Origin of the sequence: Aeromonas sp. QDB39 (assembly GCF_027707585.1) — a bacterium.
Classification (GTDB): domain Bacteria; phylum Pseudomonadota; class Gammaproteobacteria; order Enterobacterales; family Aeromonadaceae; genus Aeromonas; species Aeromonas hydrophila.
In genome coordinates this window covers 56,379-75,047 of record NZ_JAPCIV010000012.1, presented here as the reverse complement: position 1 = coordinate 75,047, position 18,669 = coordinate 56,379, and the positions used below count along the sequence as shown (strand labels likewise).

Genomic DNA, 18,669 nt, shown 5'->3' with positions numbered 1-18,669 from the left:
GCCATGGTCATCATCATCGGACTCGGCAAAACCGGACTCTCCTGCGTCGACTATTTCCTCGGCCGTGGCGTGACGCCGCTGGTGATGGACACCCGCGCCAACCCGCCCGGCAAGGATCAACTGCCTGCCGAGGTGGAACTCATCCACGGGCTGGATGGCGAGCTGCTCAAGCAGGCACACATGATAGTGGCGAGCCCGGGCATTGCCCTGGCGACGCCCGAACTGCAAGCCGCCGCCGAGTTCGGGGTGCGCATCGTCGGCGACATCGAGCTGTTCGTGCGCGAGACCCAGGTGCCGGTGATCGCCATCACCGGCTCCAACGGCAAGAGCACGGTCACCACCCTGGTGGGCGAAATGATCGCCGAAGCCGGCCTCAAGGTCGGGGTAGGTGGCAACATCGGCACGCCGGCGCTCGAGCTGCTCAAGCAGCCGATGGATCTCTGCGTGCTGGAGCTCTCCAGCTTCCAGCTGGAGACCACCCACAGCCTGCGCGCCGCCGCCTCCGTGGTATTGAACCTCTCCGAAGATCATATGGATCGCTATCAGGGCATGGCCGACTATCGCGCCGCCAAGATGGAGATCCATCAGCACTCCCAGCACATCCTGATCAATCGCGACGATGCCCAGACCCTGCCCGACGTGGGCCAGGTGTGGCAGAGCTTCGGCCTCGACTGCAACGGTTACGGTCGCTGCGAGCTGGATGGCCGTCACTGGCTGACCCTGCACGGCGAGCCGTTGCTGGCGGTGGACGAGATGAAGATCGTCGGCGCCCACAACCAGGCCAACGCGCTGGCGGCCATGGCCCTGTGCGATGCGGTCGGCATCCCGCGCGAGCCGCAGTTGCGAGTACTGCGCCGTTTCGAGGGGCTGCCTCACCGTGCCCGCTTCGTGCGGGAGGTGAACGGGGTGCGCTGGATCAACGACTCCAAGGCCACCAACGTGGGGGCGACCCTGGCTGCCGTGGCCGGGGTGCGCGAGTCGGTGAAGGGCCGTCTGCTGCTGCTGGCCGGTGGCCAGGGCAAGGGCCAGGATTTCGGCCCGGTGCAGGCCCTGCTCGGCAGCCAGATCGATCACATGTACTGCTTCGGCCAGGATGCCGAGGTGCTGCTGGCGCTGGGTGAGCAGACCGAACGGGTCGCGGATCTGGATGCCGCGGTCGCCAAGGCGGCCGCCGATGCCAGACCCGGCGACTGGGTGCTGTTGGCGCCGGCCTGCGCCAGCCTGGACCAATTCAAGTCTTTCGAAGCGCGCGGTGATCGTTTCACCGAGCTGGTACAAAAGTTATGAACGCCCTTCGCGCAGTCGCAGGCTTCTTGCAGCGCTGGCTGTTGCCGGCGCGCCCTGCCGGGCTTTATGACCGGCAGCTGGTCGTGCTGGCGCTGGCGCTGATGGCGGTAGGTCTGGTGATCGTGGCCTCCGCCTCGATCCCGGAGGGGATCGCCATCAACAACGATCCCTTCATGTTCGTGAAGCGTCACGGCCTGTTTCTGCTGATGGCGCTCGGCATCTCCTGGTTCGTGCTGCAGGTGCCGATGGCGCGCTGGCAGCACTACAACGGCCCCATGCTGCTGCTGGCCATCGTCATGCTGGTGCTGGTGCTGCTGGTGGGGCGCAGCGTCAACGGCTCGGTGCGCTGGTTGCCGCTCGGCCCCTTCAACCTGCAGCCGGCCGAGTTCGGCAAGCTGGCACTGTTCGTCTATCTGGCGGGCTACCTGGTGCGCCGCCAGAGCGAGGTGCGCGAGCGTTTCATCGGTTTCATGAAGCCGATGGCGGTGCTGTTCGTGGTGGCCATCCTGCTGCTGGCCCAGCCCGATCTGGGCTCGGTGGTGGTGATGTTCGTCACCTCGCTCGGCATGCTGTTCCTGGCCGGTGCCCGCCTGGTGCAGTTCATCGGTCTCATCCTGGTGGGGGTGAGCGCCGTGGTGACCCTGATCATCGCCGAACCGTACCGGATGCGGCGGGTGACCTCGTTCCTCGATCCCTGGGCCGATCCGTTCGGCAGCGGCTACCAGCTGACCCAGTCGCTGATGGCCTTCGGCCGTGGCAGCTGGTTTGGCGAGGGGCTTGGCAACTCCATCCAGAAGATGGAGTACCTGCCGGAGGCGCACACCGACTTCGTGTTCGCCATCCTGGGGGAAGAGCTGGGCTATGTGGGCGTGCTGGGCGCGCTGTTTCTCATCTTTGCGCTGGCAATCAAGGCGCTCAAGCTGGGGCACCAGGCGCTGGTGGCCGAGCGACTGTATGAAGGCTATCTGGCCATCGGCATCGGCATCTGGTTTAGCTTCCAGACCTTCGTCAACGTGGGGGCAGCCAGCGGCATGATGCCGACCAAGGGGCTGACCCTGCCGCTGGTCAGTTATGGTGGTTCGAGCCTCATCATCATGATGGTGGCGGTGAGCATGTTGATTCGTATCGATTTCGAGTTGCGCCAGGCCAGTGCCCAGGCGCGCGTGCGGGAGGTTTAGTGAGCAAGACGCTGTTGGTGATGGCAGGCGGTACCGGGGGCCATGTGTTCCCCGGCTTGGCCGTGGCTGATCGCCTCAAGGCCCAGGGCTGGACCATTCACTGGCTCGGCACCGCCGACCGGATGGAGGCCGAGCTGGTGCCTGCCCATGGTTACCCCATCTCCTTCATCGATATTCAGGGGGTGCGTGGCAACGGCATCAAGCGTCTGCTGGTGGCGCCCTATCGCATCGTCAAATCCGTGCTGCAGGCCCGCCGGGTGCTCAAGACCATTCGCCCCGACGTGGTGCTTGGCATGGGCGGCTTTGCCTCCGGCCCGGGTGGCGTGGCGGCCTGGCTGTCCGGTATCCCGCTGCTGCTGCACGAGCAGAATGCTGCCGCAGGCCTGACCAACAAGTTGCTGGCTCGCCTCGCCAAGCGGGTGCTGATGGCATTTCCGGGCGCCTTTGCGCCGAGCCGTCGCACCGCCGTGGTGGGCAACCCGGTACGCCCCGAAGTGGTGGCGCTGCCGGATCCCCAGTTGCGCAGCGGGGCCGAGCCACTGCGGCTGCTGATCGTCGGTGGCAGCCTGGGGGCCCGGGTGCTCAACGAGCAGGTGCCGCCAGCGGTGGCGGCGGCCGGCGTGCCCATCGAGGTGCGTCACCAGTGTGGCAAGGGCAATCGCGATGCGGTGGCCGAAGCCTACGCCAAAGAGGGCGTTGCGGCTGAAGTGAGCGAATTTATCAAAGACATGGCCGGTGCCTACGCCTGGGCCGATCTGGTGGTGTGCCGGGCGGGGGCGCTGACCGTCTCCGAAGTGGCTGCCGCCGGGGTCGCCGCCATTTTTGTACCGCTGCCCCACGCGGTGGATGATCACCAGACCCGCAACGCCCTGACCCTGGTCGACGGCGGTGCGGCTGAATTCCTGCCCCAATCCGAGCTGACGACGGCCTCCCTGGCCGCCCGTCTCTCCTGGCTTGCCGGGCGCAGGGAAACCCTATTGAACATGGCCCAGGCCGCCCGTCGTGTGGCCATTACCGATGCCGCCGAGCGAGTTGCCGATGAGTGCAAACGCCTGGCGACCGGGCAGATTGAGAGAGAACTATGACCAAGGTTGAACTGGCAAAACTGCGTACCGTTATCCCTGAAATGCGCCGCGTGCGTCGCATCCACTTCATCGGCATCGGTGGTGCCGGGATGGGCGGTATCGCCGAAGTGCTTGCCAACGAAGGGTATCAGGTAACCGGCTCGGATCTGGCCCGCAATGCGGTGACCGAGCGACTCGAGTCCCTTGGCGCCCACATCTTCGTCGGCCACAGTGCCGAGCACGTGAACGAGGCGAGCGTGGTGGTGGTCTCCACCGCCATCAAGCAGGACAACCCCGAGCTGCTGGCCGCCCGCGAGCTGCGCATTCCCGTGGTGCGCCGCGCCGAGATGCTGGCCGAGCTGATGCGCTTCCGTCACGGCATCGCCATCGCCGGCACCCATGGCAAGACCACCACCACCAGTCTGGTGGCGAGCATCTATGCCGAAGCGGACCGGGATCCGACCTTCGTCATCGGCGGTTTGCTCAACAGCGCCGGCACCAATGCCCGCCTGGGCAGCAGCCGCTATCTGATTGCCGAGGCGGACGAGAGCGACGCCTCCTTCCTGCATCTGCAGCCGATGGTCTCCATCGTGACCAACATCGAAGCGGATCACATGGACACCTATGGTGGCGACTTCTCTAGGCTGAAGGCCACCTTCATCGACTTCCTGCACAACCTGCCGTTCTACGGGCTGGCCGTGGTGTGCGTGGATGATCCTGTGATCCGCGGCATGCTGCCGGAGATCGCCCGTCCCACCATCACCTACGGCCTGAGTGATGATGCCGACGTGCAGGTGCTGGACTTCGTGCAGACCAGCAACCGCAGTCGCTTCCGGGTGCGCCGCAAAGATGCCGGCGAGCTGGAGGTGACCCTCAACCTGCCCGGCATCCACAACGCGCTCAATGCCGCCGCGGCGATTGCGGTCGCCACCGAGGACGGGATCGGCGATGATGCCATCATCCGGGCGCTGGCCAAGTTTGAAGGGGTGGGTCGCCGCTTCCAGCAGTATGGCGAGTTCGAGACCGGTCGCGGCAAGGCCATGCTGGTGGACGACTACGGTCATCACCCGAGCGAGGTCAAGGTCACCATCAACGCAGCTCGCGCCGGCTGGCCCGAGAAGCGGTTGGTGATGGTGTTCCAGCCGCACCGCTACACCCGTACCCGCGATCTCTACGAAGACTTCGCGGATGTGCTCTCCAAGGTGGACGTGCTGGTGATGCTGGAGGTTTATGCCGCCGGTGAAGAGCCGATTCCGGGCGCCGATGGCCGCGCCCTGTGTCGCTCCATCCGTTCCCGCGGCAGCCTGGAGCCCATCTTTGTCGCGACGCCGGACGATGTGCCGGCGGTGCTGGCCGGGCTGGTCGGCGAAGGCGATCTGGTGCTGACCCAGGGGGCAGGGAACGTCGGCGCACTGGCTCGCCGTCTCGGCGAGATGAAATTGAGCATCGAGAGCATGAAATCCGGCGCCTGAGGGCCCAATGAGTATTTTGACCGCCAAGCCGGGGCCTATATAATGGCGAACCAGTCTGCAAAGGGCCGGCATGGCGCGTTAAACGGGGATCGATCGGGTGGAGGCAAGGGCACAAGGGCGCACCAAGGGGGGCTTCATCGCCGGGGTGGGATTTTTCATCCTGGTCATGTGGGGCCTCTACCAGACCGCGCTGGATGTTAAAGATTGGCTGACGGATGCCAATCGGTTGCCCATGAGCGAGCTGTTGCTGCAGGGGCAACACCAGTATTTGCAAACCGATGAACTGCGCAGCGCCGTGCTGGATGGCGCCGAGTTGCGCAACTTCTTCGAGTTGGATGTGAACGAATTGCAGGCGCGGTTGAACGCCTTGCCTTGGGTGGCCCAGGTCTCGGTACGCAAGAAGTGGCCCAACAAGATCAAGGTCTACCTCACCGAACAGGCGGTCGCGGCCCGCTGGAATGGCAACCGCTTCGTCAACACCAAGGGTGAGGTGTTTAGTGCGCCGGACAGGGTGAAGACCCCTCTGATGCAGCTGTCCGGGCCAGAAGATCAGGCCGTCAAGGTGCTGGAGGCCAGCCGCCAATACGAGGCGCAGCTGGCGGCCAGAGGGTACAAGCTGCTGGGGGTGAATCTGACCCCCCGCCATGCCTGGGAACTGACCCTGGATGGCAACATTCAGCTGTTTTTGGGGCGCTCGGATATCGCGCTTCGACTGCAGCGGTTTATCGATGCCTTTCCGGTCATCGAACCTCGTGAGCGGGTTGCTTACGTGGATCTTCGATACGACACCGGAATGGCAGTTGGCTGGAAGAAGAACGAAGAGAAAGTGAATGACCAAAACCGCAGATAGAAATCTGATTGTCGGGCTGGATATCGGCACAACCAAGGTGGCGGTTCTGGTTGGCGAAGTGCTGCCAGACGGTGAGCTCAATGTCATCGGCATGGGCAGTCACGCCTCTCGCGGCATGGACAAGGGCGGGGTCAACGATCTCGACTCCGTGGTCAAGTCCCTGCGTCGCGCGGTGGAAGAGGCTGAAATGATGGCCGACTGCCAGATCAGCTCCGTCTATCTGGGGTTGTCCGGCAAGCATATCGACTGTCGCAATGAAACCGGCATGGTGCCCATCTCCGATGAAGAGGTGACCCAGGAAGACGTGGACAACGTCATCCACACCGCCAAGTCGGTACGGTTGTCCGATGAGCTCCGGGTACTGCACGTGCTGCCCCAGGAGTTCGCCATCGACTACCAGGAAGGGATCAAAAACCCGGTCGGCCTCTCCGGCGTGCGGATGGCGGCCAAGGTGCACCTGATCACCTGCCACAACGACATGGCTCGCAACATCGAGAAATGCGTGGAGAAGGTGGGTCTGCGGGTGGATCAGCTGATCTTCTCCGCACTGGCGTCCAGCTACGCCGTACTGACCGAAGACGAGAAGGAGCTGGGTGTCTGCGTGGTGGACATCGGTGGTGGCACCATGGACATGTCGCTGTTTACCGGCGGTGCCCTGCGTCACACCAAGGTGATCCCGTACGCCGGCAGCACGGTGACCAGCGACATCGCCTATGCCTTCGGCACCCCGCCACTGGATGCGGAGGCGATCAAGGTGCGCTATGGCTGCGCCCTCGGCCGGCTGGTCAGCAAGGAAGACAATATTGAAGTACCCAGTGTCGGCGGTCGTCCGGCGCGCAGCCTGCAGCGGCAGACACTGGCTGAAGTGATTGAGCCCCGTTACACCGAGTTGCTCTCCATGGTGAATGATGAGCTGGTGCGGGTACAAAGCGAATTGAAAGCGCAGGGGGTCAAGCATCAGCTTGCAGCCGGTGTGGTCTTGACCGGCGGCGCTGCCCAGATCGAAGGCATTGTGGAGTGCGCAGAGCAGATCTTCCAGAGCCAGGTCAGGGTAGGGGAGCCCATGAATATCCGGGGATTGAGTGATTATGTGCAGGCGCCTGTGTACTCGACCGCGGTCGGGTTGCTGCAGTATGGCCGCACCCATCAATCCACCGGCAGTAGCAAGGAATATGCCGCCAAGGCAAGCGTAGGTGGGCTGGTCAAACGGGTCAGCAACTGGTTGCGTGGCGAGTTCTAAAAGATTTTGCTGAGTCAGGCAAATAAAGCGGAGAGACAACATGTTTGAATTTATGGATAGCCACACTGACGAAGCCGTCATTAAAGTGATTGGTGTGGGTGGCGGCGGCGGCAACGCGGTCGAGCACATGGTTCGTCAAAACATCGAAGGCGTTGAATTCATTACCGTCAACACCGACGCTCAGGCTCTGCGTAACTCCAGTGCCAACACAACCCTGCAGATCGGCGGTGGCATCACCAAGGGTCTGGGTGCCGGAGCCAATCCGGAAGTGGGTCGTGATGCGGCCATGGAAGATCGGGAAGCGCTGCGCGAGCTGCTGACCGGCTCCGACATGGTGTTCATCGCCGCCGGCATGGGTGGTGGTACCGGTACCGGTGCTGCACCGATCGTGGCCGAAGTGGCCCGCGAGATGGGTATCCTGACAGTTGCTGTCGTAACCAAGCCGTTCTCCTTCGAAGGGAAGAAGCGGATGGGCTTCGCCGCCCACGGCATCGAAGAGCTGTCCAAGAACGTCGACTCCTTGATCACCATCCCCAACGACAAGTTGCTGAAGGTGCTGGGTCGCGGCATCTCCCTGCTGGACGCCTTCAAGGCTGCCAACGATGTACTGCTTGGCGCGGTACAGGGCATTGCCGAGCTGATCACCCGTCCGGGCTTGATCAACGTCGACTTCGCGGACGTGCGTACCGTGATGCGTGAAATGGGTACCGCCATGATGGGTACCGGTTCCGCCTCCGGTGATGACCGTGCCGAAGAAGCGGCCGAGAAAGCCATCTCCAGCCCGCTGCTGGAAGACGTGGATCTGGCCGGTGCCCGTGGCATCCTGGTCAACATCACCGCCGGTATGGACATGACCATCGAAGAGTTCGAAACCGTGGGTAACGCGGTCAAGGCCTTCGCCTCCGAGAACGCCACCGTGGTGGTGGGTACCGTAATCGACCCGGAAATGCACGACGAACTGCGCGTGACCGTGGTTGCCACCGGTATCGGTGCCGAGCGCAAGCCGGACATCACGCTGGTGAAAAACAACATGGTACAAGAGCGTCCGGCCCGTCAGCCCCTGATCAGCGAAGCCCTGCAGTCTCGCGTGATGGAAGAGGCCCCGGCCAAGGTGGTCAACGCCGAGCCGCAAGCTCGTCGCGAACCGGATTATCTCGATATTCCTGCGTTCCTGCGCAAGCAAGCTGACTAAGCCTCTAATGACGCTGGTTTGTTTGTTGCTTAAGGAATGTGCTAAGATGGCCCGGCAACGACCATCTGGTCAGGAATTTGAGCTGTTAAGCGGATACGCCCATGATTAGACAAAGAACCTTGAAAACGAGTGTCCAGGCCACCGGTGTCGGCCTGCATTCGGGCCGGAAAGTCACAATGACGTTCCGTCCGGCGCCTGTTAACACAGGGATCGTTTACTTGCGTACCGATCTGAATCCTGTGGTAGAGCTGCCAGCCAATGCCGATCAGGTGCGTGATACCGTGCTTTGTACCGCTCTGGTCAATGAAGCCGGTGTCCGAGTCTCTACCATTGAGCACCTCTCTGCCGCGCTGGCCGGGATGGGCATCGACAACCTCTATGTCGAGGTTGATGCGCCCGAGATCCCGGTGATGGACGGCAGTGCGCACCCCTTTATCTACCTGCTGCAGGAAGTCGGTATCCGTGAACAGAATGCGCCCAAGCAGTTTGTGCGGATCAAGCAGAGCATCCGGGTTGAAGACGGCGACAAGTGGGCGGAATTCCACCCCTATCGCAACGGCTTCAAGATGGATCTCGAGATCGACTTCCAGCATCCGGTATTTGAAGGACGCAATCAGCGTTGCGTGCTGGACTTCTCCGGTGCCTCTTTCGTGAAAGAGATCAGCCGTGCTCGTACGTTCGGTTTCATGCGTGACATCGAGTACCTGCGTTCCCAGAACCTGGCGCTGGGCGGTAGCCTGGAAAACGCCGTGGTGCTGGATGACTACCGGGTACTGAACGAAGATGGCCTGCGCTATGAAGATGAATTCGTCAAACACAAAATGTTGGATGCAATCGGTGACCTTTACATGTGTAACCGCAGCATCATCGGCGAATTCCGTGCCTACAAGACCGGCCATGCCCTGAACAATAAGCTGCTGCGTGCCTTGCTGGCCAAGCAGGAGGCCTGGGAACTGGTGACCTTCGAGGGTGAGGGCGACAAAGCGCCCATCGCTTACTACGATAACGGTCTGGTTCTGGCCTGATAGCTGTGCAACGGAACGTCGGTCCTCTCTCCGCACCGACGTTCCGTCATTTGTTTACTCCATTCTGTAATACCGATTATCTCCCGGTTTTATTTCCCGTGCGGGCCAATGGCCACACCTGACCGAGCAGACTGATTTCTATGAGCATTACCCTGATCCTCAATGGCAAGCAGCGACGCAAGTTGCACTTACCGAAACAACGTCTGGCCTGGGTCGGCGGTATCTTCTTCACTGTATTGGCCCTGAGTGGTGGCTGGCTCTGGCAGAGCTGGCATCAAAAAATGGAGGCGCTGGAAGTCGCGCTGGCCATGGCCGAACAGCAAAAATCCACGCAAGGGGCTGACGAAGCCCGCGAACAGCTTGCCATGCTGGCCGCCCAGGTGGGCACCATGCAGGGGCAGCTGGGTCGTCTCAACGCGCTCGGTGAGCGGCTGACCGAAAAGGCCGACCTCGATCCCGAAGAGTTCAATTTCAAGGAGCTGCCCCCCATGGGTGGCCCCTCCTATGATGCGGATCTGGAAGTCAGCCTCAACGAGCTGCAGGACTCCATGAAGCATCTCAGCCAGCAGCTCAGCAGTCGTGAAGAGCAACTGTCGGTACTTGAATCTTTCATCATGAATCACCATATAACCGATGCCGGCTTTATTTCCGGAACACCGGTCAAGCAGGAGCGAGTTTGGGTCTCCTCTGGCTTCGGTGGCCGGGTCGATCCGTTCAACGGTCGCGCCAAAATGCACAAAGGGGTGGATTTCCGTGGCAAGCCCGGTACCCCTATTCTGGCGACGGGCCCAGGGGTTGTGAGCTGGGCGGGCCGTCATCCGGAATTTGGCAACATGGTGGAGATCAACCACGGCAATGGTTTGGTGACCCGCTATGCCCACAACTCCAAGTTGCTGGTCGAAGTGGGCACCCTGGTCGATGAGGGCCAGAAAATTGCCTTGATGGGACGCACCGGTCGCGCGACCGGGGTCCATTTGCATTACGAAGTGTTGAAAGATGGTCGTCAGGTGGACCCCGCGCGTTTTCTCAATGCCAGACGGGGTTAGGTTTTTTTCTCCAGGTTCCAGTGACGGAACACTTATATAACCAGAAATAGTTGGTACCCATGATTAGCACACTGCTTACCAAGATTATCGGCAGCCGGAACGACAGAACGCTCAAGGCTCTGCGCAAAATTGTAAAACAGATCAATGCGATGGAGCCTCAGTTCGAAGCTCTGTCCGATGCACAGCTGCAGGCCAAGACGGCCGAGTATCGTCAGCGTCTGGAGCAGGGTGAGACACTGGAGCAGTTGCTGCCGGAGGCCTTTGCCACCGTGCGTGAAGCCTCTCGCCGGGTGTTCGGCATGCGTCACTTCGACGTCCAGCTGATCGGTGGCATGGTGCTGAACTCCAACCGCATCGCCGAGATGAAGACAGGTGAAGGTAAGACCCTCACCGCGACCCTGCCGGCCTACCTGAACGCCCTGAGCGGCCGCGGTGTGCACGTGGTGACCGTGAACGACTATCTGGCCAAGCGTGACGCCGAGGCGAACCGCCCGCTGTTTGCCTTCCTCGGCATGACCGTCGACTGCAACGTGCCTGGCATGGACGCGTCCCAGAAGCGTGACGCCTACGCCGCCGACATCACCTACGGTACCAACAACGAATTCGGTTTCGACTACCTGCGCGACAACATGGCGTTCTCGCCCGAGCAGCGTGTACAGCGTCCGCTCAACTATGCGCTGGTGGATGAGGTGGACTCGGTACTCATCGATGAAGCCCGTACTCCGCTTATCATCTCCGGCCCGGCCGAAGACAGCTCCGAGCTCTATATACGCGTCAACAAGCTGATCCCGCTGCTGGTCAAGCAGGACAAGGAAGACTCTGAAGAGTACACCGGCGACGGCCACTACACGGTGGACGAGAAGAACCGCCAGGCGTTGCTGACCGAGAACGGCCAGATCTTCGTGGAAGAGCTGCTCAAGAAAGAGGGGCTGCTGGCCGAGGACGACTCCCTGTTCTCTGCCACCAACATCAGCCTGTTGCACCACGTCAACGCCGGCCTGCGCGCCCATACCCTGTTTGAACGCAACGTCGACTACATCGTCCAGAAGGACGAAATCGTCATCGTCGATGAGCACACCGGCCGTACCATGCCGGGCCGTCGCTGGTCCGATGGTCTGCATCAGGCGGTTGAAGCGAAGGAAGGGGTCAAGATCCAGAACGAGAACCAGACCCTGGCCTCCATCACCTTCCAGAACTACTTCCGTCTGTACGACAAGCTGGCGGGCATGACGGGTACTGCTGATACCGAAGCCTTTGAATTCCAGCAGATTTATGGCCTGGATACCGTGGTTATCCCGACCAATAAGCCGATGGTGCGCAAAGACATGGGCGATCTGGTCTACCTGACCGCCAACGAGAAATATGCCGCCATCATCGAAGACATTCGCGGTTGTGTCGAGCGTGGGCAGCCGGTGCTGGTCGGTACCGTCTCCATCGAGAACTCCGAGCTGCTCTCCGGCATCCTGACCAAGGAAAACATCCCGCACAAGGTGCTGAACGCCAAGTTCCACGCCATGGAAGCGGAGATCGTCGCCCAGGCCGGCCAGACCGGCGCCGTCACCATCGCCACCAACATGGCCGGTCGTGGTACCGACATCGTGCTCGGCGGCAACTGGCAAGCGGAAATCGCCCAGCTGGAGAACCCGACCGAGGCACAAATCGCCGAGCTGAAAGCGGCCTGGCAGGTGCGTCACGATGCGGTACTGGCCGCCGGTGGTCTGCACATCATAGGTACCGAGCGCCACGAATCCCGTCGTATCGACAACCAGCTGCGCGGCCGTTCCGGTCGTCAGGGCGACCCGGGCTCCTCCCGTTTCTACCTCTCCATGGAAGATACCCTGATGCGGATCTTCGCCTCCGATCGCGTCACCGGCATGATGAAGAAGCTGGGGATGGAAGAGGGAGAGGCCATCGAGCACCCGTGGGTGACCAAGGCGATCGAAAATGCCCAGCGCAAGGTGGAAGGTCGCAACTTCGACATCCGCAAGAGCCTGCTGGAGTTTGATGACGTGGCCAACGACCAGCGCAAGGTGGTCTACGAGCAGCGCAACGAGCTGCTGGACACCAGCGACATCTCCGAGACCATCCACGTCATCCGTGACGATGTCTATGGCGCCATCATCGACGAGTACATCCCGCCGCAGTCTCTGGAAGAGATGTGGGATGTGCCGGGTCTGGAAGCCCGCCTGAAGTCTGACTTCGCGCTGGATCTGCCGTTGCAGCAGTGGCTGGCGGAAGACGACAAGCTCTATGAAGAGAAGCTGCGCGAGCGCATCCTGGATGAAGCCACCAAACTCTATGCCCACAAGGAAGAGCTGGTCGGCAAGGAGGTGCTGCGCAACTTCGAGAAGGCGGTGATGCTGCAAACCCTGGACGGCCTGTGGAAAGAGCACCTGGCGGCCATGGATCACCTGCGTCAGGGTATCCATCTGCGCGGCTACGCCCAGAAGAACCCCAAGCAGGAGTACAAGCGCGAGTCCTTCGATCTGTTCACCCAGATGCTGGAAACCCTCAAGCGCGACGTGGTCAGCATCCTGAGCCGGGTACAGGTTCAGGAGCGCGATGTGGAGGCGATGGAAGAGCAGCAGCGCCAGCAGGCCGAAGCCGCTCCCCGCACCTACACCCATGCCGCGGCCGACAACCAGCTGGCTGACGACGAGGCCCAGGCCGAAGCTGCCCCGGTTACCTTCGTGCGGGACGAGCAGAAGGTGGGACGCAATGACCCCTGCCCGTGCGGCTCAGGCAAAAAATACAAGCACTGCCACGGTCAGTTGACCTGATAGCGCAATGATGATGATGCACCGCCTCCGGGCGGTGCATTCATTTCCGGCAGGCAAAGAAGGAGAGCCGTGCGATGAGCAAGATGCCGACAGGATGGGATACTACTGCCCACAACAGCTGGCTGGCCGGCCAGCGCCAGGTTGCCATCCAGCAACTGTTGGCCCGGCTCAACGGCAGCACGGCCAAGCCGATTGCCTTGCAGCTGCAGTTTGCCTATTACCTCTTTCTGTGCGACGACCCGGCTTCCGCGGCGCAGGTGCTGGAGATGGCCCACAAGGCCGAACCCGGCAATGACGAGGTGCTGCGCAACCTCTGCTCTTGTTTGTCGCGGGCCGGTCAGTACGAGCTGGCAGTGACACGCTTGCAAACCCTGTTGCAGCGCGTCCCCGACGACTTCCATGCGCTGGACGCCCTCTGCGCCTCGCTGGCCAAGCTGGATCGCTATGATGAGGCTGCCCAGGCGGGAACCCGCTCACTGACCCTGAAGGCCCGGTCGGCGGGCAAGGTGCCACCATCCTGGTCATTGCCTGCGGCAGAACCGGCCGTCTGGTTGGCCGATGGCAGTCGCAAGCCGGATGTCATCGCTTTTTCCCTGTGGGGTAGTGGTCCCCGTTATCTGCGGGGGGCCATCGACAACGTGCTGGCGGCGGCCTATCTCTACCCGGGTTGGCGGGTGCGTTTTTACGTGGATGAGAGCGTGCCGGCCGAGTTGCTGGCTTGCCTGCGGGAACACGGCGCCGAGGTGATAATGCAGTCCGCCGGTCAGCCTTTGCGTCAGCGTCTGTGCTGGCGCTTCCAGGTGGCCAATGATCCATTGGTGGGGCGCTTCCTGGTGCGGGATGTGGACTCGGTGCCAGGCGTGCGCGAGCGGCTGGCGGTACAGGAGTGGCTTGCATCGACGCGCTGGTTTCATATCATGCGCGACTGGTGGAGTCATACCGATCTGGTGCTGGCGGGGATGTGGGGCGGGGTGGCCGGTGTATTGCCGCCGTTGGCGCCCCTGCTCGAAGGCTATCAGCCCGACGTGATGGAGACGCCAAACATCGACCAATGGTTTTTGCGCGACCGGCTCTGGGGTTATCTCTCGCAGAGCTGTCTGGTGCACGATCGCTGCTTCATGCCGCCAGGCGCCATGCCCTGGCCGCAGCCCGCCCCTGGCGGGAGCGAACATGTGGGGCAGGATATCTTTACGGCACAAAGGGAGCCGCAGGCCCGTCGGCTGGCGCCCTGGATTGCCCGTTTGCCGTGTTTATGTTGAGGACAATGATGGAACAGAAGAAACGGATCTGGGTGGCGGTCGGCGTCATCGAGAACGAACGGGGCGATATCTTCATCGCCAAGCGCTCCGCCGATCGCCATCAGGGGGATCGCTGGGAGTTTCCCGGCGGCAAGGTGGAAGCCGGGGAGGATCTGCTTACCGCGCTGGATCGCGAACTGTGGGAAGAGATCGGGATCCGGGTGCAGGATTGCGCCCCCTTCATGGAACTGCATCACGACTACCCGGACAAGCAGGTGCTGCTGGATATCTGGAAGGTGACCCGCTTCAGCGGCGAGCCGTTCGGCAAGGAGGGGCAGGAGTGTCGCTGGGCGCCGCTGGCCTCGCTGCACGAGTATCACTTCCCCGACGCCAATGGCCCGATCGTGACGCGCCTGCAGGCATCACTGGCCGCACAGGGCTGATGTGAGCCGCAGTGCATACCAAAGCAAAAAGGGCCGTATCGGCCCTTTTTGCTTGCTGGCTTACTGCCACTGCTCCCCTTCTTCGGGGTAGGGCAGCAGCTCCGGGTCTATTTCCCCCGGGATCCGCTTCTCCTCGTCGGCCCACTCGCCGAGATCGATCAGCTGGCAGCGCTTGCTGCAGAACGGGCGAAACGGGCTTTGCGGGCCCCATTCCAGCTCGGTTTGGCAGGTCGGGCACTTTACTTTGGTCACCATGAATACTCCTCAGCAGCAGGCAAGCTGGAAGGGAACATCACCGATCTGCTGCTCCGTGGTGGGCAGGAAACGCAGGGCGAACCGGTTCTTGTGGCCGCTCAGGGTGGGGTAACACTGCTGGGTGCCGGTCAAACGAATGCGGATCAGCTCTGCGCTCTCGGCGGTATCCTGGAAGAAGCCGTTGACGGCAACCTGCTCGCTGAAGTTGCCGGACTCACGCCACAGCCGCAGCAGCAGGGAGATGGCGTTCATCAACAGGTTGATGTCGCTCAGCCACAGCTGCATCTGCTGATGACGGGCGATGGCCGGGGTAGCGAGCCAGTGGTGCAGTTGCGGCACGTCGAAGGCGCACAACCCGCCCGGAATGGAGAAGCGCTGGCGAATGGAGCCGAGCAGCCGATCCTCTTTGAGGCGGGCACCGGGACGCGGGGCACTCAGCAGGTTGCGGGAGAGCTGGGCGCTCTCCTGCTGCATCTGGCTGATCTGCTCCAGGTCGACATCGGGCAGGCTGGCCCAGTGGCTCAGGCGCTGGCCGAGGCGCTCCAGATCCTTGATCAGATCGGCGCGCAGGTCGCCGCGTTCCAGCAACTCCTGCAGGTCGAACAGACCCTTGAAAAAGGCGATATGTGCCCAGGACTGGTCGCTCTCCAAATTGTCGCGGATCTGGGAAAACAGGGACTCCAGACGAAGATAGGTCCGGCTTTTTTCATTGAGGGGAAAATCGTAAATCATGCCTAATCCTGGCCAGCCATAAACCGGCCTAGTGTACTCACAGTTGGCGGGCTTGTTGAGAGGCAAATGCCAGATATGTCTCGTGCAGCGCTAAAATTCGGCTCTTTATCGCCTCGGGGGTGGCATTCTGGTTGTCTAGTACATCGTCGGCTGCCGCCAGCCGTTCGGCCCGGCTCGCTTGGGCGGCCAGGATGGCTTGGGCCTGCTCGTGGCTCACGCCGTCCCGGCGGCAGGTACGCTCAATCTGGGTCGCCTCGTCCACGTCGATCACCAGTACCCGATTGGCGAGGGCAGTGAGCCGGTTTTCCACCAGCAAGGGCACTACCAGCAAGCAATAGGGGGAGCGAACGGCCGCACACTGGCGCTGCATCTCGGTGCGAATGAGGGGGTGGAGCAGAGCGTTGAGCCAGCCCTTGCCCTGCGGGTCAGTGAAAACCCGCTCACGCAGCCGGCGGCGATCGAGCTGGCCATCGGGGGTGATGACATCTGAGCCAAAATGGGCGGCGATGGCGGCCAAAGCCGGGGTACCGGGCTCGACTACCTCGCGGGCGATGACGTCCGCATCCACTACTTCGATGCCGAGCTCTGCAAACTGATTGGCAACCGTGGTCTTGCCGCTGCCAATTCCGCCGGTGATTGCGACTACATACATGGGTCAGTGCTGCCTTGGTCAGAGAAACGTCGTGAGGTACCAGCGGGTGATGGTATCGCCCCACAGCAGCGCAATCCAGCCGGCGATGGCCAGATAGGGGCCAAAGGGGATGGGTTTGTTCTGATGATGATTGCGCAGCAGGATGAGACCAATACCGATGAAAGCGCCAACCAGCGACGAGAGCAGCAACACTATGGGCAGTGCCTGCCAGCCGAGCCAGGCGCCCAGCGCCGCCAGCAGCTTGAAGTCGCCATACCCCATCCCTTCCTTGCCGGTCAGCAGCTTGAAGGCCCAATAGAGGCTCCAGAGCACCAGATAGCCGGCCATGGCGCCGATCACCGCATCGGCCAGCGGTGCAAATCCCCCTGTCAGATTGAACAGCAGGCCGCCCCACAGCAGTGGCAGGGTCAGCTGATCCGGCAGCAGCATCTTGTCCAGATCGATGAAAGTGAGTGCCACCAGCACCCAGGTGAGCAGCAGGGCGGCCAGCAAGCCCCAGCCCGGTGCAAATGTCGCGGCGACGACCAGCGAGAGCAGGGATGTCAGCAGTTCCACCAGAGGATAACGGGCCGAGATGGGGGCCTGGCATTCACGGCAGCGCCCCTTGAGCCAGAGCCAGCTGAGCAGGGGGATGTTCTCCATGGCCGTGATGGCGTGGCCGCAATGGGGGCAGGCAGAACGCGGCACCATCAGGTTGTAGCGCTCTTCCTGCTGCGGCTGTGCCTCCGGATTGAAATAGCCGAGATATTCGGCCTGCCACTCCCGCTCCAGCATGATGGGCAGGCGATGGATGACCACGTTGAGAAAACTGCCGATCACCAGGGAAAAGAGGAATACCAGCGAGAAATAGAGCCAGGGCAGGCTGTGGAAAACGTCAGTGATCAGCAACATTGAGTCTCGGATTGATGGGGGATCAGTGGATCACCGATCCCAGTTTGAAGATGGGCAGATACATGGCGACCACCATGCCGCCAACCAGTACCCCCAGCACCACCATGATGAGAGGTTCCAGCAGGCTGGTGAGGCCATCGACCAGATCGTCCACCTCCTGCTCGAAGATGGTGGCGACCTTGGAGAGCATATCATCGATGGCGCCAGACTCCTCGCCGATCATCACCATCTGGATCACCATGTCCGGGAACAGATCGACGGTGCGCATGGCCACGTTGATTTGCATGCCGGCCACCACCTCGTTGCGAATGGCCATGACGGCAGTACGGTAGACATAGTTGCCGGAGGCGCCAGCTGCAGAAACCAAGGCATCCACCAGCGGGATACCGGCAGAGAAGGTGGTGGAGAGGGTACGGGCGAAACGGGCCATGGCGGCCTTGTGCAATATCATGCCGACCACGGGGATGGTCAGTATGAACTTGTCGGTGTTGTCCTTGACCTTCTGGGAGGCGCGCCAGGCGCGAACGTAGAGAAAGATGGAAAGCGCTATGCCGCCAAAGATCACATACCACCAGTTCTGCATGAAACGGGAGATGCCGATGACAAACTGGGTAAAGATGGGCAGCTCGGCACCGAAGCTCTTGAAGATGTCCTCGAACTGGGGAATGACAAACAGCAGCAGGATGGAGGTAACAACAATGGCCACCAGGATGACCATGGTGGGGTAGAACATGGCTTTCTTGATCTTGGACTTGAGTGCTTCCGATTTCTCGCGATAGGTGGCGATGCGATCGTAGATGGTCTCCAGAGCGCCGGACTGCTCGCCAGCCTCCACCAGATCGCAATAAAGATCGTCAAAGTGGCGGGGATGGCGGCGCAGTGCCTCGGACATGGGCGTGCCGGTCTCCACATCGGCGGCAATCTGGCCCATGAGCTCGCGCATGGCCGCCTTCTCGTGGCTGCGAGCGATGATCTGCAGGCTTTGGACCAGAGGTACGCCGGCTGACAGCATGGTGGTGATCTGGCGGGAGACGACGGCGATGTCCATCGGCTTGATCTTGGCGCCGCCCTTGGAGAAGAGCCCCTGGCTCTTCTTGCTTACTTTGGTGACGTTGACACCCTGTTTGCGCAGCTCTGCCTTGACCGTGTTGATGCTGTCGGCCTGCAATTCGCCGGAGACCTTCTGGCCCTTGCGATTTACCCCGCTCCAGCGAAAGGCGAAGACTTTCTTGGGGGCATTCTGTTTCTGGGTTAGCGTTGCCATCACTGCGTCCTGCAATGGGGCTCGGGTTGCTCGTCATGAGGAGAAGCAGCCTCGGCCTGA

The 18,669-nt window shown here is 61.7% G+C and carries 17 protein-coding genes; 12 read left to right on the top strand and 5 right to left on the bottom strand.

Annotation, left to right across the window (positions count from 1 at the left end):
* Positions 1-3: 3 nt before the first annotated feature.
* The 12 genes from murD (at position 4) to mutT (ending at position 14,815) form a co-directional block, all read left to right on the top strand.
* Positions 4-1,287, top strand: a complete 1,284-nt coding sequence (gene murD / locus PG899_RS08925) for a UDP-N-acetylmuramoyl-L-alanine--D-glutamate ligase (RefSeq protein WP_065392461.1) — start codon at positions 4-6, stop codon at positions 1,285-1,287.
* On the top strand, positions 1,284-2,465 hold the full coding sequence (gene ftsW / locus PG899_RS08920) for a cell division protein FtsW (protein WP_016352178.1): 1,182 nt from the start codon (positions 1,284-1,286) through the stop codon (positions 2,463-2,465). The genes murD and ftsW overlap by 4 nt, the downstream gene beginning before the upstream one ends.
* On the top strand, positions 2,465-3,550 hold the full coding sequence (murG, locus tag PG899_RS08915; RefSeq protein ID WP_045788901.1) for an undecaprenyldiphospho-muramoylpentapeptide beta-N-acetylglucosaminyltransferase: 1,086 nt from the start codon (positions 2,465-2,467) through the stop codon (positions 3,548-3,550). Before ftsW ends, murG begins: the two co-directional genes overlap by 1 nt.
* Positions 3,547-5,001, top strand: coding sequence for a UDP-N-acetylmuramate--L-alanine ligase (gene murC / locus PG899_RS08910; protein ID WP_016352177.1), 1,455 nt, complete (start codon positions 3,547-3,549; stop codon positions 4,999-5,001). Before murG ends, murC begins: the two co-directional genes overlap by 4 nt.
* Positions 5,002-5,098: 97 nt before the next feature.
* Positions 5,099-5,851, top strand: coding sequence for a cell division protein FtsQ/DivIB (locus PG899_RS08905; RefSeq protein WP_017409434.1), 753 nt, complete (start codon positions 5,099-5,101; stop codon positions 5,849-5,851).
* Complete coding sequence (ftsA, locus tag PG899_RS08900) at positions 5,832-7,091, top strand: cell division protein FtsA (protein ID WP_005305690.1); 1,260 nt, start codon at positions 5,832-5,834, stop codon at positions 7,089-7,091. Before PG899_RS08905 ends, ftsA begins: the two co-directional genes overlap by 20 nt.
* A 40-nt stretch (positions 7,092-7,131) precedes the next feature.
* A complete protein-coding gene (ftsZ, locus tag PG899_RS08895; RefSeq protein ID WP_005305686.1) occupies positions 7,132-8,283 on the top strand; it encodes a cell division protein FtsZ in 1,152 nt (383 codons plus the stop codon).
* Between the two features lie 101 nt (positions 8,284-8,384).
* Positions 8,385-9,308 (top strand): UDP-3-O-acyl-N-acetylglucosamine deacetylase, encoded by a 924-nt coding sequence (gene lpxC, locus PG899_RS08890; RefSeq protein ID WP_011707578.1) that lies wholly within the window; start codon positions 8,385-8,387, stop codon positions 9,306-9,308.
* 140 nt (positions 9,309-9,448) lie between these two features.
* Positions 9,449-10,354 carry a M23 family metallopeptidase gene (locus PG899_RS08885; RefSeq protein WP_016352175.1) on the top strand — a complete coding sequence of 302 codons (906 nt, stop codon included), beginning with the start codon at positions 9,449-9,451 and terminating at the stop codon, positions 10,352-10,354.
* Positions 10,355-10,413: 59 nt separating this feature from the next.
* On the top strand, positions 10,414-13,134 hold the full coding sequence (gene secA, locus PG899_RS08880) for a preprotein translocase subunit SecA (RefSeq protein ID WP_011707576.1): 2,721 nt from the start codon (positions 10,414-10,416) through the stop codon (positions 13,132-13,134).
* 74 nt (positions 13,135-13,208) lie between these two features.
* Positions 13,209-14,393: a tetratricopeptide repeat protein gene (locus PG899_RS08875; protein WP_077095243.1), complete on the top strand. Its 1,185-nt coding sequence runs from the start codon at positions 13,209-13,211 to the stop codon at positions 14,391-14,393.
* Positions 14,394-14,401: 8 nt separating this feature from the next.
* Positions 14,402-14,815, top strand: coding sequence for an 8-oxo-dGTP diphosphatase MutT (gene mutT, locus PG899_RS08870; RefSeq protein WP_179101298.1), 414 nt, complete (start codon positions 14,402-14,404; stop codon positions 14,813-14,815).
* A 60-nt stretch (positions 14,816-14,875) separates the two neighbouring features.
* Here the strand turns inward: mutT and yacG are convergent, their stop codons facing one another.
* Genes yacG through PG899_RS08845 form a run of 5 tightly spaced genes read right to left on the bottom strand, consistent with a single transcriptional unit; the run spans position 14,876 to position 18,609 of the window.
* Entirely contained in the window at positions 14,876-15,070 is a 195-nt protein-coding gene (gene yacG / locus PG899_RS08865; protein ID WP_005305661.1) for a DNA gyrase inhibitor YacG, read from the bottom strand.
* Positions 15,071-15,079: 9 nt separating this feature from the next.
* Entirely contained in the window at positions 15,080-15,802 is a 723-nt protein-coding gene (gene zapD / locus PG899_RS08860) for a cell division protein ZapD (protein WP_024945431.1), read from the bottom strand.
* A 37-nt stretch (positions 15,803-15,839) separates the two neighbouring features.
* Positions 15,840-16,454, bottom strand: a complete 615-nt coding sequence (gene coaE / locus PG899_RS08855) for a dephospho-CoA kinase (protein WP_077095241.1) — start codon at positions 16,452-16,454, stop codon at positions 15,840-15,842.
* A gap of 18 nt (positions 16,455-16,472) precedes the next feature.
* Complete coding sequence (locus PG899_RS08850) at positions 16,473-17,345, bottom strand: prepilin peptidase (protein ID WP_077095240.1); 873 nt, start codon at positions 17,343-17,345, stop codon at positions 16,473-16,475.
* Between the two features lie 22 nt (positions 17,346-17,367).
* Positions 17,368-18,609 carry a type II secretion system F family protein gene (locus tag PG899_RS08845; protein ID WP_043126919.1) on the bottom strand — a complete coding sequence of 414 codons (1,242 nt, stop codon included), beginning with the start codon at positions 18,607-18,609 and terminating at the stop codon, positions 17,368-17,370.
* Positions 18,610-18,669: the final 60 nt, after the last annotated feature.

What these genes read in the sequence shown, in the direction of transcription:
- secA (WP_011707576.1), top strand. Translation starts at nt 10,414, where the DNA reads ATGATTAGCACACTGCTTACCAAGATTATCGGCAGCCGGAACGACAGA.
- murD (WP_065392461.1), top strand. Translation starts at nt 4, where the DNA reads ATGGTCATCATCATCGGACTCGGCAAAACCGGACTCTCCTGCGTCGAC.
- ftsA (WP_005305690.1), top strand. Translation starts at nt 5,832, where the DNA reads ATGACCAAAACCGCAGATAGAAATCTGATTGTCGGGCTGGATATCGGC.
- PG899_RS08885 (WP_016352175.1), top strand. Translation starts at nt 9,449, where the DNA reads ATGAGCATTACCCTGATCCTCAATGGCAAGCAGCGACGCAAGTTGCAC.
- lpxC (WP_011707578.1), top strand. Translation starts at nt 8,385, where the DNA reads ATGATTAGACAAAGAACCTTGAAAACGAGTGTCCAGGCCACCGGTGTC.
- yacG (WP_005305661.1), bottom strand. Translation starts at nt 15,070, where the DNA reads ATGGTGACCAAAGTAAAGTGCCCGACCTGCCAAACCGAGCTGGAATGG.
- ftsW (WP_016352178.1), top strand. Translation starts at nt 1,284, where the DNA reads ATGAACGCCCTTCGCGCAGTCGCAGGCTTCTTGCAGCGCTGGCTGTTG.
- PG899_RS08845 (WP_043126919.1), bottom strand. Translation starts at nt 18,609, where the DNA reads ATGGCAACGCTAACCCAGAAACAGAATGCCCCCAAGAAAGTCTTCGCC.
- murC (WP_016352177.1), top strand. Translation starts at nt 3,547, where the DNA reads ATGACCAAGGTTGAACTGGCAAAACTGCGTACCGTTATCCCTGAAATG.
- ftsZ (WP_005305686.1), top strand. Translation starts at nt 7,132, where the DNA reads ATGTTTGAATTTATGGATAGCCACACTGACGAAGCCGTCATTAAAGTG.
- zapD (WP_024945431.1), bottom strand. Translation starts at nt 15,802, where the DNA reads ATGATTTACGATTTTCCCCTCAATGAAAAAAGCCGGACCTATCTTCGT.
- PG899_RS08850 (WP_077095240.1), bottom strand. Translation starts at nt 17,345, where the DNA reads ATGTTGCTGATCACTGACGTTTTCCACAGCCTGCCCTGGCTCTATTTC.
- mutT (WP_179101298.1), top strand. Translation starts at nt 14,402, where the DNA reads ATGGAACAGAAGAAACGGATCTGGGTGGCGGTCGGCGTCATCGAGAAC.
- PG899_RS08875 (WP_077095243.1), top strand. Translation starts at nt 13,209, where the DNA reads ATGAGCAAGATGCCGACAGGATGGGATACTACTGCCCACAACAGCTGG.
- coaE (WP_077095241.1), bottom strand. Translation starts at nt 16,454, where the DNA reads ATGTATGTAGTCGCAATCACCGGCGGAATTGGCAGCGGCAAGACCACG.